This window comes from Streptococcus sanguinis, from assembly GCF_013343115.1.
Lineage (GTDB): Bacteria > Bacillota > Bacilli > Lactobacillales > Streptococcaceae > Streptococcus > Streptococcus sanguinis_H.
This window is the reverse complement of sequence record NZ_CP054570.1, coordinates 1,021,645-1,035,496: the sequence shown is the minus strand read 5'-3', so window position 1 is coordinate 1,035,496 and position 13,852 is coordinate 1,021,645. Positions and strand designations below refer to the sequence as shown.

Genomic DNA, 13,852 nt, shown 5'->3' with positions numbered 1-13,852 from the left:
ACAAATTTTCCTTTGACCGCTTCAATCGCGGTCGTTTTTATTTTCCGTAAATCGTGGTATAATAAGACAATCTAGCAGTGAAGGAAAAGGAAATGAAAGCAAAGCGTATCGTATTTAAGGTGGGGACTTCGTCATTGACCAACGCAGATGGCAGTCTGTCACGCGCCAAGGTAAAGGAAATTACTCGGCAGTTGGCTCTCTTGCATGAGGCGGGACATGAGTTAATCTTGGTCTCATCAGGAGCTATTGCGGCAGGTTTTTCTTCTCTAGGCTTTAAAAAGCGACCGACCAAGGTAGCAGATAAACAAGCTTCAGCTGCGGTTGGACAGGGTTTGCTCTTGGAGGAATATACAACCAATCTTCTTTTGAAACAAATCATATCTGCTCAGATTCTTTTGACCCAGGATGATTTTGCAGATAAGCGGCGTTACAAAAATGCCCATCAGGCCTTGTCTGTCTTGCTGAATCGTGGCGCTATTCCTATCATCAATGAAAATGACTCGGTGGCTATCGAGGAGCTCAAGGTCGGGGATAATGATACACTGAGTGCTCAAGTGGCTGCCATGGTTCAGGCAGACCTCCTGGTGCTCTTGACAGATGTAGATGGACTCTACACTGCCAATCCCTCTACCAATCCAAATGCTCGTCGACTTGAAAAGATTGAGAAGATTTCTTCTGAGTTGATTGATATGGCGGGCGGTGCAGGAACGAGCAATGGGACTGGCGGTATGCTGACAAAGATTAAGGCTGCAACCCTGGCGACCATGTCTGGTGTTCCGGTATATATCTGTTCCTCGCTCAAGACGGATGCTCTGCTGGAAGCTGCGGAGAAAACCAAGGATGGCAGTCTCTTTTTGGCACAGGAAAAAGGTCTAAAAACGCAGAAACAATGGCTTGCTTTCTATGCTAAAAGTCAAGGGGAAATCTATGTAGACCAAGGAGCAGCCGACGCTCTCAGAAATAAGGGAAAAAGTTTGTTGGTATCCGGACTTGTATCTGTATCGGGTAGCTTTGCCTATCAAGATACGGTGACGGTTTATGAAGAAGGAAACGGAACTATTCTCGGTAAAGGGCGAGTTCGTTTTGGCAAGTCAGCTCTTAAAGATATGCTCAAGTCCAATAAACCTAAAGGTGTTGTCATTCATCGGGATGACTGGATCTCTTTGACGCCGGAATTGAATGATTTATTTGCAGAATTTTAGAAGACGAGGAAAGGAGAAGGGATGACCTCAACACAAGCGATTTTTGAAAAGGTTCAGAAAGTCAAGAAGACGATCAACACGGCTACAACGGCTGAGAAAAACCATGCTTTGGAAGAAATGGCAAAGCAGCTCTGGCTCTCTCGTGCGGACATTTTAGCAGCCAATGAATTGGATATGACCACGGCTAAAGGTAAGATTTCAGATGTAATGCTGGACCGCCTCTATCTGGATGAGGATCGGATTGTTGCTATGGCAGAGGGAATTCGCCAGTTGATTGACTTGGAGGATCCTGTAGGGCAAGTCTTGGAAAGGACCGAGCTTGAGAACGGCCTTGTCATCAGTAAGAAGCGGGTGGCCATGGGCGTGATTGGGATTATCTACGAAAGTCGGCCTAATGTCACCTCTGACGCTGCGGCTCTGGCTCTAAAGAGTGGTAGTGCAGTCGTCCTCAGAAGCGGCAAGGATGCCTATCAGACAGCGCTAGCCATTGTCACAGCTTTGAAAGAAGGTTTGGCTCAGACGAAGATTTCGCCGGATTGTATCCAGTTGGTTTCTGATACCAGTCGGGCTTCCGCCCAGGCCATGATGAAGGCCAAGGGATATCTGGATTTACTCATTCCTCGCGGAGGTGCTGGACTGATTCAGGCGGTTGTGGAGAATGCGACTGTGCCGGTTATTGAGACGGGTACTGGAATTGTCCATGTCTATGTAGATAAGGATGCTAATCAAACCAAGGCTTTGGCGATTATTGAGAATGCCAAGACCAGTCGCCCCTCTGTCTGCAATGCCATGGAGGTACTGCTGGTTCATGAAGAGATTGCTGCAGCATTTTTACCACGTTTACAAAAGATTTTGGTAACAGATCGTGATGCTGCGCGAGAAAACCCTGTTGAATTGCGTTTGGATGAGAAAGCGGCTCAGTATATCTCGGGCTCGCAAGCTAAACCAGAAGATTTTGATACCGAATTTTTGGACTATATCTTAGCAGTCAAGTTGGTTTCTTCGCTGGAAGAAGCGGTGGAGCATATTGAAGCTCACAGCACCCATCATTCGGATGCCATTGTGACGGAGAACGATTCAGCGGCAGCTTACTTCACAGAGCAGGTGGATAGTGCGGCAGTTTATGTCAATGCCTCAACCCGCTTTACAGATGGCGGTCAATTTGGCCTCGGCTGCGAAATGGGGATTTCTACTCAGAAACTGCATGCCAGAGGTCCTATGGGGCTGAAAGAGTTGACCAGCTATAAATACGTCATCCAAGGGACTGGTCAAGTGAGGAAATAAAGATGAAAATTGGATTTATCGGTCTGGGAAATATGGGGGGTAGTCTTGCTCGCCTAGTTTCCCAAGATGAAAGATTTAGAAGCGAATTACTCCTGGCCAATCGCAGTCGTGACAAGGCTGAAAAGATTGCTGCGGAAGTTGGTGGACAACCGGTTAGTAATGAAGAGGTTTTTGCTCAGGCAGAAGTGATTTTTCTGGGTATCAAACCGGCTCAATTTACTGACTTGCTGGCTGAGTATCAGGCAATTCTAGAAAAACGGGAGTCTATTTTGTTGGTTTCAATGGCTGCTGGTCTAACCTTAGAGCTATTAGAAAAATTTACACCTGGCCAGCATCGTTGGATTCGAATCATGCCTAATACACCAGTAGCTGTTGCCGAGGGTGTTATTACCTATGCTTTATCCCCAGAAGCGAATCAAACGGACGAAGACTTGTTACGTGAGCTTCTGTCTTCAGCTGGCCTTTTAGTCAAACTAGAGGAAAAGCAGTTGGATGCAGCGACAGCTCTTGCTGGCTGTGGCCCAGCTTTCGTCTATCTCTTTATAGAGGCCTTAGCGGACGCTGGGGTGCGGGCGGGACTCAGTCGCGATATATCACTTGAACTGGCCAATCAAACTCTCTTAGGCGCTGCCAAGTTAAGTCGGGTCAGCGGGCAACATCCGGCTCAACTCAAAGATCAGGTCTGCAGTCCGGCCGGATCGACTATCGCCGGGGTAGCCAGTCTGGAAGAAAATGCTTTTCGAGGAACGGTCATGGATGCCGTTCAAGCTGCTTACAAGAGGACGCAGGAGTTGGGAAAATAAAAAAATCTACCAGTTTTAAGCTGGTAGATTTTGTATAGCTTGGTAGTCAAATCAGAGGGGGAATTATGTTCTTTCAACAATTTGCAGATGAAAATTTTATCTTGAATAATCTTCATAAATGGTATGGTCATGATTGTCAGATTTCTCAACTCTCAAAAGGTAGTGAAAATCTAAATTATTTGCTCGACGGCCAGTTGGTGGTTCGTGTGCTTTATTTGGCCAAAAGTTCGCCAATTTTTTCGCAAGCCTTTCCGTATCTAGAAAGAGAAGTGTATTTTGTCAATACTTTATACGAGAACAAGTTAAATCCGCTTCGGTATCTGTCTTTTCCAGATGGGAAGTTCATTCATCGGTTGGATGTGAAGGATGGAAGTCTCTTTTTTCTGAAATATCCTTATTTAAGAGGTGAACGAATGACTTTCTCTTCCTATAATTTGACAAAACTTGCTCGAAAATTAGCAAATATACATGATTTTTCTCAGAGATATTTGATGACATTTGAAAGAGTCCCCTTTTATGACGACTTGATTTCTTCTTTACATTTCAGAGCTTTTTCTTACAATCCTCAGCTTGAAAGAATCATTCCAGGCTATCAGGCATTGTGGAAAATATTTCAAGAGAACACAGAAACTTTGAAGTCAATGAAGTGTGAGAAGAGGAATATTTTTATTCATAACGACTTACATAATGAAAATTTGCTGCTTTGCGAAAAGGAAGTAGCCATATTGGATTTTGGAGATTGCAGATATTCATTGCCTGAAGAGGATATTGGAACCTTATTTTGGGGAATCCTGCAAAAAGTTGAAAGGTCAAAATATGAAGAAATGCTAGATCATTTTTTTAAATATTATTCCAGACCAATCGATAAAATAGTTTGTTTTCGTTATGCCTTGCAGAGATTTTTAGATATTCATTTGTATTATCTGAATGAAAATCTAAAAGAAGTAGGCTTAATCAAGTATCAAAAAGAAAAATTCAACAAAGAAGAAGCGATGATTGATTTTCTTATATCGAAAATTACTGAATAACACTTGCTTAATAAAAGTGTTTAAAGCTTGAAGCAGGGATTTGGCGATTATGATTTTAACCGTATTAATTCAACATTTCTCCCGCTTGTCTTTGTGATTTATGTTATAATCTTACTATGCAAACCAAACCGACTTCTGCTTATGTGCATATTCCTTTTTGTACTCAGATTTGTTATTACTGCGATTTTTCCAAGGTTTTTATCAAAAATCAGCCGGTAGATAGTTATCTGGAGCATTTGATTGAGGAGTATCATTCTTACGATATCAAAAAGCTCCGTACACTCTATATCGGTGGCGGAACTCCGACCGCTCTATCGGCGCGTCAGTTGGCTTTTTTGCTGGAAAAGCTGACAGACAAGCTGGACTTGTCTTATCTAGAAGAGCTGACTATTGAAGCCAATCCTGGGGACTTGGATCAGGAGAAGATTGCTGTACTTAAAGACTCGCCTGTCAATCGGGTTTCGTTGGGCGTACAGACTTTCAATGACCACATGCTCAAGCAGATTGGCCGCAGTCACTCAGAAAAGGACATCTACGAGAATATTGCCAATCTCAAAAAAGCAGGTTTTGATAATATCTCGATTGACCTGATTTATGCCCTGCCCAAGCAGACTATGGAAGATATGAAAATCAATGTAGCTAAGGCTATTGCTCTGGGCATTCCCCACATGAGTCTGTACAGCTTGATTTTGGAAAACCATACGGTCTTTATGAATCGGATGCGGCGTGGGAAGCTGCCTCTGCCCAAGGAAGACTTGGAAGCGGAGATGTTTGAATACATTATAGCTGAGCTGAAAAAAGCAGGTTTTGAGCATTATGAGATTTCAAACTTTTCCAAGCCAGGCTTTGAGAGCCGCCATAATCTCATGTACTGGGACAATGCGGAATATTATGGTATTGGAGCGGGAGCGTCTGGCTATGTCGATGGTGTTCGCTATAAAAACCACGGGCCGATTCGTCATTATCTGCAGGCGGTGGAAGCGGGCAATGCCCGTGTGCAGGAAGAAGCGCTGACATTGAATGAAAAGATGGAAGAAGAGATGTTTTTAGGCTTGCGTAAGAAGTCAGGTGTTTCAAAAAAACGCTTCGAGGAAAAATTTGGTATATCCTTTGAAGAACAGTATGGAGCTATTGTGGCTGAACTGACTGAGCAGGGTTTGCTAGTGCCTGACAGAAACATTGTGCGTATGACCAAACAAGGTCTCTTTTTGGGCGATACGGTTGCTGAGAAATTTATATTGGAGTAAATCATGGGCTTAACTTATCAAATGAAAATGAAAATTCCTTTTGATATGGCAGATATGAATGGCCATATCAAGCTGCCGGATGTCATCTTGCTGTCCTTGCAGGTATCGGGGATGCAGTCAATCGAGCTTGGCGTCAGTGACAAGGATATGCTGGAGCGGTATAACCTAGTCTGGATTATCACGGACTATGATATTGATGTGACACGTCTGCCACGATTTGCAGAGGAGATTACTATCGAAACAGAAGCCTTAACTTATAATCGGCTCTTTTGCTACCGTCGCTTTACGATTTTTGATGAAGCGGGTGAAGTCATTATACAGATGATGGCAACCTTTGTTCTTATGGATCGGGATAGCCGCAAGGTTCGTGCCGTTGATCCGGAGATTGTGGCGCCATATCAATCTGACTTTTCCAAGAAATTACTGCGCGGTCCTAAGTATCCAGACTTGGAAAATCCTGTCAGCAAGGACTACCATGTGCGCTTTTACGACTTGGATATGAATGGCCATGTCAATAATAGCAAGTATCTGGACTGGATCTTTGAGGTCATGGGTGCAGACTTCCTCACGAAACATATTCCTAAGAAGGTCCATCTCAAGTATGTCAAGGAAGTTCGACCAGGCGGCATGATTGCTTCTAGCTACGACCTAGAAGGTCTGCAGAGCAATCACCAAATTTCCAGTGACGGCGAAGTCAATGCCCAGGCTTTGGTTACCTGGCAAGAGTTTAAACATGAGAATGAGGAAGAGCAGAAATGACTTATAAAGGATATTTGATTGATTTAGACGGGACGATTTATAAGGGCAAGAGCCGGATTCCGGCTGGTGAAGCCTTTGTGCATGACTTGCAGAGGCGCAAGATTCCCTATCTTTTCGTGACCAATAATACCACGCGCACGCCAGAAACAGTGCAAACCATGTTGGCGGAGAATTTTAATATTGAGACGCCACTTGATACCATTTACACAGCAACTCTAGCTACCATTGACTATATGCAGGAGAAAAATCTGGGCAAGAAAGTCTACGTCATTGGTGATGTGGGACTTAAACATGCTATTGAAGAAGCTGGATATATAGAAGACACAGAAAATCCAGATTATGTAGTAGTTGGGCTGGACTGGGAAGTGGATTATGAGAAGCTGACAATAGCGACTCTGGCTATTCAAAAGGGTGCCCACTTTATCGGAACCAATCCAGATCTCAACATTCCGACTGAGCGAGGTTTGCAGCCGGGAGCTGGCGCAATCAATGCCCTCTTGGAAGCAGCCACTCGGGTTGAACCGACCTTTATCGGCAAGCCCAATGCCATCATCATGGAAAAAGCCATAGAGCATCTAGGGTTGGCGCGTGAAGAAGTGGTCATGGTGGGCGATAACTATCTGACAGATATTCGAGCAGGAATCGACAACGGCATTCCGACTCTATTGGTTACGACAGGTTTTACCCTGCCAGAAGAAGTGCCCAATCTGCCGATCCAACCGACGCATGTCTTGTCCAGTCTAGCGGAGTGGGATTTCGATGCGTGATAAGTTGAGATTTTCAGCCAGCGCTTTGTGCTTGTTGGCAGCAGCGATATTGCTAACCATTTATCTGGCTTGGCTCTTATACCCGATGGAGATTTCTTATTTCAACTTGCCAGATAAAGTATATTTGAAAGCAGAGACCATCCAGTATAATTTTAATATTTTGATGAATTACCTGACCAATCCTTTTAATCAGAAACTGGCGATGCCAGATTTTCGTTCGTCAGCAGCAGGGCTGCATCATTTTCAGGCGGTCAAGTATCTTTTTCACTTGGCGCAAGCTATTTTTCTAATAACTTTGCCGGCTTTGATTTTCTTTATCAAAAAAGTGGTTAAAAAGGGATTTTTGGGTCTTTACAGACTGGCTTTTCTGGTGATTAGTCTCTTGCCACTTGTCTTTGCTGGACTGGCTTTTATGATTGGTTTTAATAATTTTTTTACACTCTTTCATCAAGTCCTCTTTGCCGGAGACAATACCTGGATGTTTGATCCAACTAAGGATCCAGTCATTTGGATTCTACCAGAAGAATTTTTCATGCACGCCTTTATTCTTTTTGCTTTACTTTATGAGGGAATCTTTTTAACCTTGTATTTTCTAAGCCGAAAGGGTAAAGAGAAAATTTAATATAGGAGATTTTATGTATTATATGCCCGAACCTTTAAATCCTAAAAAAGATCTAGGCCGATTTTCAGCAACTTGCTTTACTTATTTATGGGTTATGCTTGCTTCTGTTTTCGTTTATGCATTTGTAGCTTTTTTCGTTATTATGCCAGGGCAAGATATGGATATCCAAAAGACCCAGGAAGTTCTCACTAAATTTATTGAAAAGGACGGTGGAGCTTATATTTTAGCTTCTTGTCTCGGTGTTCTTACTTTCACGGTGTCTCGGGGTAAGCAGCTCTTTAAATACGACCTTCGTCGCAAGGGACGGAAGATGACTCCTAAAGTTTTCTTTTGTATGATTTGCTTCCTTTTGTTCGCCCAATTGTTTACAGCTGTTGTCAATCAGATGATGCAGGCTATCATGCAACTCTTCAATATAGACCTATCTGGTATGGAATCAGGGAGCGGTGGTTCTGAGACACTGACTATGCTGATTTATTCATCTTTGATGGCCCCAGTTACAGAGGAAATTATTTTCAGAGGCGCTGGTTTGCGAGCTTTAGAGAAGCATGGAAAGATTTTTGCCATTCTTATGACTTCGATTTTATTTGGCCTTTTTCACGAAAATCTTTATCAGCTTTATTTTGCTAGTTTAATTGGTTTGGGGCTTGGCTATATCGCTTTTGAGTATTCGATTATCTGGTCTATCATTTTTCATGCTATTAATAATTTTGTTATAGCAGAAGGTTTAGCTTTTCTTTCAAAAAGAGCTCCGGAGCCTATAGTTAACATCTTTTTTTACGGCTTATTAATTGCTGGAAGCACAGTATTTCTTTTGTTTTTAATCTTGAAATGGCCAAAATTTAAGGAATACATTGCTTCCAATCGTTCGCTCCCAGGGACCTACAAACAGGCTTTTAAATCAGTCTGGTTCTGGGTTCTGGTTGTGTTTACTTTTCTTGGAACTTTTCTGCCTGTCATGGCAGCCTATATTGTATCCTTAATCAATAATAGCTAATTGCCTTTTATTTGGCAGCTATGCAACGATATGAAAGGAGTTGGATGTAGTCCAGCTCTTTTTTTGTTCGATAAAAAGATAGAAATTGAAAGTTTTTGATAGAAAATGCTTGACATTGAAAATTAAAGAGGTATAATAATAATCGTAAACGATTTCAAAGGAGGTGCTTTATGCTGAAGTCGGAAAGAAAGCAAGTTATTCTAGAGACAGTCATAAGAGAAAAATTTGTTTCTCTAGACTATCTAGTACATGCTTTAAACACTTCAGAATCAACTATCAGAAGAGATTTGGATGAGTTGGAGAGTGAGCACAAGCTGCGACGAGTTCATGGTGGAGCCGAGAGCCTTCATTTTCTACAAGAAGAGGAGAGTAATCAGGAAAAATCTATCAAAAGCATTCAAGAAAAGACAGCCATTGCCAAGATGGCAGCAAGCTTGATTCAAAAGCATGATGTGATTTTTATTGATGCGGGGACAACCAATGAGCTTTTAGTTAATGAGCTGCATGACCCTAGAGTGACAGTCGTCACCAACTCCATTCACCATGCGTCCAAGTTGGTAGAGCGCAATATACCGACAGTCATTATCGGCGGAAAGGTCAAGCGCTCAACGGATGCCAGCATTGGCGGTGTTGCCCTAAATCAAATCGGTCAGTTGAATTTCGATAAAGCCTTTATTGGAATGAATGGCATTGACGATGGCTTCTTTACCACTCCAGATATGGAAGAAGGAGCTATCAAAAGAGCGATTTTGGAGAACGCTAAGAAGACTTATGTCTTGGCTGATCTTTCTAAACTAGGACAGACATCATTTGTCAAAGTCGCTCCTCTTGCCAAAGCAAGCATTATTACTATTCAAAATGAATCGGAAGTGATTCAAGCACTGAAAGAAAAAACGGAGGTGATTGAAGTATGATTTATACTGTCACACTAAACCCTTCCATCGACTATATTGTCCGTCTGGACAAAGTCCTTATAGGAAGCGTCAATCGGATGGACAGTGACGACAAATTCGCTGGCGGAAAGGGTATCAACGTTAGCCGAGTTCTAAAACGTCTAGGTATTGAGAATACAGCAACTGGCTTTATCGGTGGTTTTACTGGTAAGTTCATCACAGATACTCTGGAAGAAGAAGGAATTTGCAGCCATTTCATAGAGGTTGAGCAGGATACTCGTATCAATGTCAAGATTAAAGCGGATGCTGAGACAGAAATTAACGGACCTGGTCCAGAAATTTCCAGTCAGAAACTAGAAGAACTTGAGAAGTACCTTTCTTCTCTGACATCGGAAGATACAGTAGTCTTCGCAGGCAGCAGTCCTAAAAATCTAGGAAATGTTGTCTACAAGGAGTTGATTGGCCTGACCAGAAAGACAGGAGCACAAGTTGTCTGTGACTTTGAAGGCCAGACGCTGCTGGATTCTTTAGAGTTTGAGCCTCTCTTGGTTAAACCTAACAACCACGAACTAGGTGATATTTTCGGAGTCAAGCTTGAAAGCTTGGATGAGATTGAGAATTATGCCCGCCAAATCTTAGACAAGGGTGCCCAGCATGTCATCATTTCCATGGCTAGTGATGGTGCCTTACTGGTAACTCAAGAAGGTGCTTACTTCTCTAAGCCTATCAAGGGCGATGTGAAAAATTCTGTTGGCGCTGGCGACTCTATGGTGGCTGGGTTTACTGGAGAGTTTGTCCGCTCTGGCGATGTTATTCAAGCCTTCAAATGGGGAGTGGCCTGCGGAACAGCAACCACCTTCTCAGATGATTTGGCAACAGCTGATTATATAAAAGAAATCTATGAAAAAGTAGAGGTAGAAAAAATATGAAAATTCAAGACTTACTAAGAAAAGATGTGATGTTGCTAGACTTGCAGGCAACAGAGAAAAAAGCCGTTATCGAAGAAATGATTCAAATCCTAGTGGATCATGGCTATGTGACAGACTTCGAGACTTTCAAAGAAGGGATTTTGGCTCGTGAAGCCTTGACTTCTACAGGCCTGGGTGACGGAATCGCTATGCCTCACAGCAAAAATACTGCAGTGAAAGAAGCGACTGTACTTTTTGCTAAATCAAATAAAGGAGTCGATTATGAAAGTTTGGATGGACAACCAACTGATCTTTTCTTCATGATTGCAGCACCAGAAGGTGCTAACGACACTCACTTGGCGGCCTTGGCTGAATTGTCTCAATACCTGATGAAGGATGGTTTTGCGGATAAATTGCGCCAAGTGACTTCGCCTGATCAGGTGATTGAGCTCTTTGACCAAGCTTCGGAAAAAGCAGAAGAACCTGCTGTCGTCGAACCTGCCAATGAAGGCGGAGACTTCTTAGTTGCTGTAACAGCATGTACAACAGGGATTGCGCATACCTACATGGCTCAAGAGGCTTTGCAGAAGGTTGCAGCTGAAATGGGTGTTGGGATTAAGGTTGAAACCAATGGTGCTAGCGGTGTTGGAAACAAGCTGACTGCAGAAGATATCAAAAATGCAAAAGCTGTTATCATTGCAGCAGATAAGGCAGTAGAGATGAATCGCTTTGACGGCAAACCGTTGATCAATCGTCCAGTTGCGGATGGTATTCGTAAGACAGAAGAACTGATCAATCTGGCTCTTTCAGGAAATGCTGAGATTTACAAGGCTGCTAACGGTGGCGGTGCTGCAGAATCAAGCAATGAGAAACTTAGTCTGGGCGGCGCTTTTTACAAGCACTTGATGAGCGGTGTTTCCCAAATGTTGCCATTCGTTATTGGTGGTGGTATTATGATTGCCATTGCATTCTTGCTGGATCAGATTTTAGGTGTGCCAAAAGATCAGCTTTCTAATCTGGGAAGTTATCATGAAATTGCAGCTCAGTTTAAAGCAATTGGTGCAGCGGCCTTTGGCTTCATGTTGCCAGTATTAGCTGGTTATATCGCTTACTCAATCGCTGAAAAGCCAGGTTTGGTTTCTGGTTTCGTAGCTGGTGCAATTGCGAGCAGCGGTGCATCATTTGGTGGTGTTGCTTACGCTGAAGGTGGTCAGAAAACTCTTGATTTAGTTGGTGTATCATCTGGTTTCCTTGGTGCTTTGGTAGGAGGATTCTTAGCCGGTGGTGTTATCCTGATTCTTCGTAAGCTTCTTGCAGGTCTGCCTCGCTCACTTGAAGGTATCCGTTCAATCTTACTCTTGCCTCTTCTGGGTGTTCTTGTGACTGGATTTGTGATGTTGGCGGTTAATATTCCAATGTCAGCAATCAATACGGCTTTGAACGATTTCTTGGCAAGTCTGAGCGGAAGCTCTGCAGTCCTTCTCGGTCTCTTAGTCGGTGGTATGATGGCTGTCGATATGGGTGGACCAGTTAATAAGGCTGCTTATGTATTCGGTACTAGTACACTTGCAAGCACTGTTTCAACTGGCGGTTCTCCTGTAATGGCAGCGGTAATGGCAGCTGGTATGGTTCCGCCTTTGGCAGTATTTATTGCTACTCTTCTGTTCAAACATAAATTCACTGAAGAAGAACGCGATTCAGGTTTGACAAACATTGTCATGGGTCTGTCTTTCATCACAGAAGGAGCTATCCCGTTTGGAGCTGCTGACCCAGCCCGTGCTATTCCAAGCTTTATCGTCGGTTCAGCTCTTACCGGTGCTCTTGTAGGCCTGTCTGGTATCAAGCTCATGGCTCCTCACGGAGGAATCTTCGTTATCGGCTTGACAAACAATCCAATCCTTTACTTGGTATATGTATTGATTGGTGCGGTAGTCAGCGGTCTTATCTTTGGTTACCTGCGCAAACCACTTAAAAAATGATATTTAAAAGAATCTCGCTTGTCAGTGAGGTTCTTTTTTGTGTTTTCAAACATGCAAATTTTAGCATGGAAACTTCGCTCGATATATGGTATAATGGGCCTATCGCATATTTTTAGGAGAATAAAAATGAACATACAGCGCGAAAAAGAATTTGTTAGTCAATACCATTTTGACGCCCGGAATTTTGAATGGGAAAAAGAAAATGGAACACCTGAAACTAAGGTTGATGTGAATTTCCAATTGGTCAAAAGAGATGTTGAAGCTCACACAACTTCATTGATTGTGATTTTGACCTTTATGATTGTTTTTGAGAATTTTGTTATCAGCGGAACTATTTCGCAAGCTAACCACATTCACGGTCGCCTTATTGAAGAACCGAGTGAATTTGACCACGATGAAGTAGAAGAGCTGGCTCGGCCTTGCTTAACCATGCTCAACCGCTTGACTTATGAAGTGACAGAAATTGCTCTGGATTTGCCAGGCATTAATTTGGAGTTTTAATTATGAAGTTAGCGGTTATCACAGATTCATCGGCCTATCTGCCGGCTTCCCTGCTGGAGAATGAAAATCTTTTCGTCTTGGATATTCCGGTCGTGATTGTTGGTGAGACTTATGTCGAAGGTAGAAACTTAACAGCCAGTGAATTTTATGAAAAAATGGCTCAGTCAGATGAATTACCCAAGACCAGTCAGCCTAGTATTGCTGAGTTAGAAGAGATTCTCACCATTCTAGACGGAAAGGACTATACCCATGTTCTGGGGCTCTTTCTATCCAGCGGTATTTCTGGTTTTTACCAAAATATTCAGTATCTGAAAGATGAATTTCACGGTTTGAAAATCGCCTTTCCCGATTCTAAGATTACCAGTGCACCGCTCGGTATCATGGTCCAATCTGCTCTAGAATGGGCAGCGCAAGGCCTGGAGTTTGAAACAATTTTAGCTAATGTCCAGAAGCAAATCGATGGCACCAGCGCTTTTATCATGGTGGACGACTTGAACCACTTGGTCAAAGGAGGACGCCTGTCTAACGGTGCAGCTATTCTGGGAAATCTGCTCAGTATCAAGCCTATTCTGTATTTTAACGATCATGGTGTGATAGAGGTTTTTGAAAAGATTCGGACGGAGAAGAAGGCAACCAAGCGTATGCTGGAACTTGTCCAAGAAAGAACAGCAGGCGGTGCTTATCAGATTATGGTTATCCATGGCAATGCACCAGAAAAAGCAGCTGATCTACAGCAAAATCTGCTAGACAGCGGTATTGCTAGTAAAGTCCCTATCGTAACCTTTGGCAGCGTCATCGGGACGCACTTAGGTGAGGGCAGTGTTGCACTTGGGTATATTCCTGTGATCTGATTGCTTGAAAG

The 13,852-nt window shown here is 43.0% G+C and carries 14 protein-coding genes; all 14 read left to right on the top strand.

The genetic code is table 11. The features are described 5' to 3' along the window. Positions 1-92 precede the first annotated feature (92 nt). The 14 genes from proB to FOC72_RS05040 all read left to right on the top strand — a co-directional run bounded on the left by proB (position 93) and on the right by FOC72_RS05040 (position 13,841). A complete protein-coding gene (gene proB / locus FOC72_RS05105; protein WP_032914170.1) occupies positions 93-1,202 on the top strand; it encodes a glutamate 5-kinase in 1,110 nt (369 codons plus the stop codon). Between the two features lie 21 nt (positions 1,203-1,223). Continuing rightward, positions 1,224-2,486, top strand: a complete 1,263-nt coding sequence (locus tag FOC72_RS05100; protein WP_002895605.1) for a glutamate-5-semialdehyde dehydrogenase — start codon at positions 1,224-1,226, stop codon at positions 2,484-2,486. 2 nt (positions 2,487-2,488) lie between these two features. Further along, positions 2,489-3,289, top strand: a complete 801-nt coding sequence (gene proC / locus FOC72_RS05095) for a pyrroline-5-carboxylate reductase (RefSeq protein ID WP_002895604.1) — start codon at positions 2,489-2,491, stop codon at positions 3,287-3,289. Positions 3,290-3,354: 65 nt separating this feature from the next. Next, positions 3,355-4,317 (top strand): aminoglycoside phosphotransferase family protein, encoded by a 963-nt coding sequence (locus FOC72_RS05090; protein WP_002895603.1) that lies wholly within the window; start codon positions 3,355-3,357, stop codon positions 4,315-4,317. Between the two features lie 116 nt (positions 4,318-4,433). Then, on the top strand, positions 4,434-5,564 hold the full coding sequence (hemW, locus tag FOC72_RS05085; protein ID WP_002895602.1) for a radical SAM family heme chaperone HemW: 1,131 nt from the start codon (positions 4,434-4,436) through the stop codon (positions 5,562-5,564). 3 nt (positions 5,565-5,567) lie between these two features. After that, positions 5,568-6,323 carry an acyl-[acyl-carrier-protein] thioesterase gene (locus FOC72_RS05080; RefSeq protein ID WP_002895601.1) on the top strand — a complete coding sequence of 252 codons (756 nt, stop codon included), beginning with the start codon at positions 5,568-5,570 and terminating at the stop codon, positions 6,321-6,323. Next, positions 6,320-7,090 carry a TIGR01457 family HAD-type hydrolase gene (locus tag FOC72_RS05075; RefSeq protein WP_002895600.1) on the top strand — a complete coding sequence of 257 codons (771 nt, stop codon included), beginning with the start codon at positions 6,320-6,322 and terminating at the stop codon, positions 7,088-7,090. Before FOC72_RS05080 ends, FOC72_RS05075 begins: the two co-directional genes overlap by 4 nt. Then, positions 7,083-7,712: a TIGR01906 family membrane protein gene (locus FOC72_RS05070; RefSeq protein WP_002895599.1), complete on the top strand. Its 630-nt coding sequence runs from the start codon at positions 7,083-7,085 to the stop codon at positions 7,710-7,712. The genes FOC72_RS05075 and FOC72_RS05070 overlap by 8 nt, the downstream gene beginning before the upstream one ends. Positions 7,713-7,725: 13 nt before the next feature. Then, positions 7,726-8,709 (top strand): CPBP family intramembrane glutamic endopeptidase, encoded by a 984-nt coding sequence (locus FOC72_RS05065; protein WP_002895598.1) that lies wholly within the window; start codon positions 7,726-7,728, stop codon positions 8,707-8,709. A 170-nt stretch (positions 8,710-8,879) separates the two neighbouring features. Continuing rightward, positions 8,880-9,623: a DeoR/GlpR family DNA-binding transcription regulator gene (locus FOC72_RS05060; RefSeq protein WP_002895597.1), complete on the top strand. Its 744-nt coding sequence runs from the start codon at positions 8,880-8,882 to the stop codon at positions 9,621-9,623. Further along, complete coding sequence (gene pfkB, locus FOC72_RS05055; protein WP_002895596.1) at positions 9,620-10,531, top strand: 1-phosphofructokinase; 912 nt, start codon at positions 9,620-9,622, stop codon at positions 10,529-10,531. Before FOC72_RS05060 ends, pfkB begins: the two co-directional genes overlap by 4 nt. After that, a complete protein-coding gene (locus FOC72_RS05050) occupies positions 10,528-12,489 on the top strand; it encodes a PTS fructose transporter subunit IIABC (RefSeq protein WP_002895595.1) in 1,962 nt (653 codons plus the stop codon). Before pfkB ends, FOC72_RS05050 begins: the two co-directional genes overlap by 4 nt. Positions 12,490-12,615: 126 nt before the next feature. Further along, entirely contained in the window at positions 12,616-12,990 is a 375-nt protein-coding gene (locus tag FOC72_RS05045; RefSeq protein WP_002915309.1) for a DUF1149 family protein, read from the top strand. A 2-nt stretch (positions 12,991-12,992) separates the two neighbouring features. After that, positions 12,993-13,841 carry a DegV family protein gene (locus tag FOC72_RS05040; RefSeq protein WP_002895593.1) on the top strand — a complete coding sequence of 283 codons (849 nt, stop codon included), beginning with the start codon at positions 12,993-12,995 and terminating at the stop codon, positions 13,839-13,841. Positions 13,842-13,852: the final 11 nt, after the last annotated feature.

Bases quoted from the DNA above. Each gene is read 5' to 3' on its own strand.
- FOC72_RS05045 (WP_002915309.1), top strand. From the start codon at position 12,616: ATGAACATACAGCGCGAAAAAGAATTTGTTAGTCAATACCATTTTGAC.
- pfkB (WP_002895596.1), top strand. From the start codon at position 9,620: ATGATTTATACTGTCACACTAAACCCTTCCATCGACTATATTGTCCGT.
- FOC72_RS05075 (WP_002895600.1), top strand. From the start codon at position 6,320: ATGACTTATAAAGGATATTTGATTGATTTAGACGGGACGATTTATAAG.
- FOC72_RS05080 (WP_002895601.1), top strand. From the start codon at position 5,568: ATGGGCTTAACTTATCAAATGAAAATGAAAATTCCTTTTGATATGGCA.
- FOC72_RS05070 (WP_002895599.1), top strand. From the start codon at position 7,083: ATGCGTGATAAGTTGAGATTTTCAGCCAGCGCTTTGTGCTTGTTGGCA.
- proB (WP_032914170.1), top strand. From the start codon at position 93: ATGAAAGCAAAGCGTATCGTATTTAAGGTGGGGACTTCGTCATTGACC.
- hemW (WP_002895602.1), top strand. From the start codon at position 4,434: ATGCAAACCAAACCGACTTCTGCTTATGTGCATATTCCTTTTTGTACT.
- FOC72_RS05065 (WP_002895598.1), top strand. From the start codon at position 7,726: ATGTATTATATGCCCGAACCTTTAAATCCTAAAAAAGATCTAGGCCGA.
- FOC72_RS05100 (WP_002895605.1), top strand. From the start codon at position 1,224: ATGACCTCAACACAAGCGATTTTTGAAAAGGTTCAGAAAGTCAAGAAG.
- FOC72_RS05040 (WP_002895593.1), top strand. From the start codon at position 12,993: ATGAAGTTAGCGGTTATCACAGATTCATCGGCCTATCTGCCGGCTTCC.
- proC (WP_002895604.1), top strand. From the start codon at position 2,489: ATGAAAATTGGATTTATCGGTCTGGGAAATATGGGGGGTAGTCTTGCT.
- FOC72_RS05060 (WP_002895597.1), top strand. From the start codon at position 8,880: ATGCTGAAGTCGGAAAGAAAGCAAGTTATTCTAGAGACAGTCATAAGA.
- FOC72_RS05090 (WP_002895603.1), top strand. From the start codon at position 3,355: ATGTTCTTTCAACAATTTGCAGATGAAAATTTTATCTTGAATAATCTT.
- FOC72_RS05050 (WP_002895595.1), top strand. From the start codon at position 10,528: ATGAAAATTCAAGACTTACTAAGAAAAGATGTGATGTTGCTAGACTTG.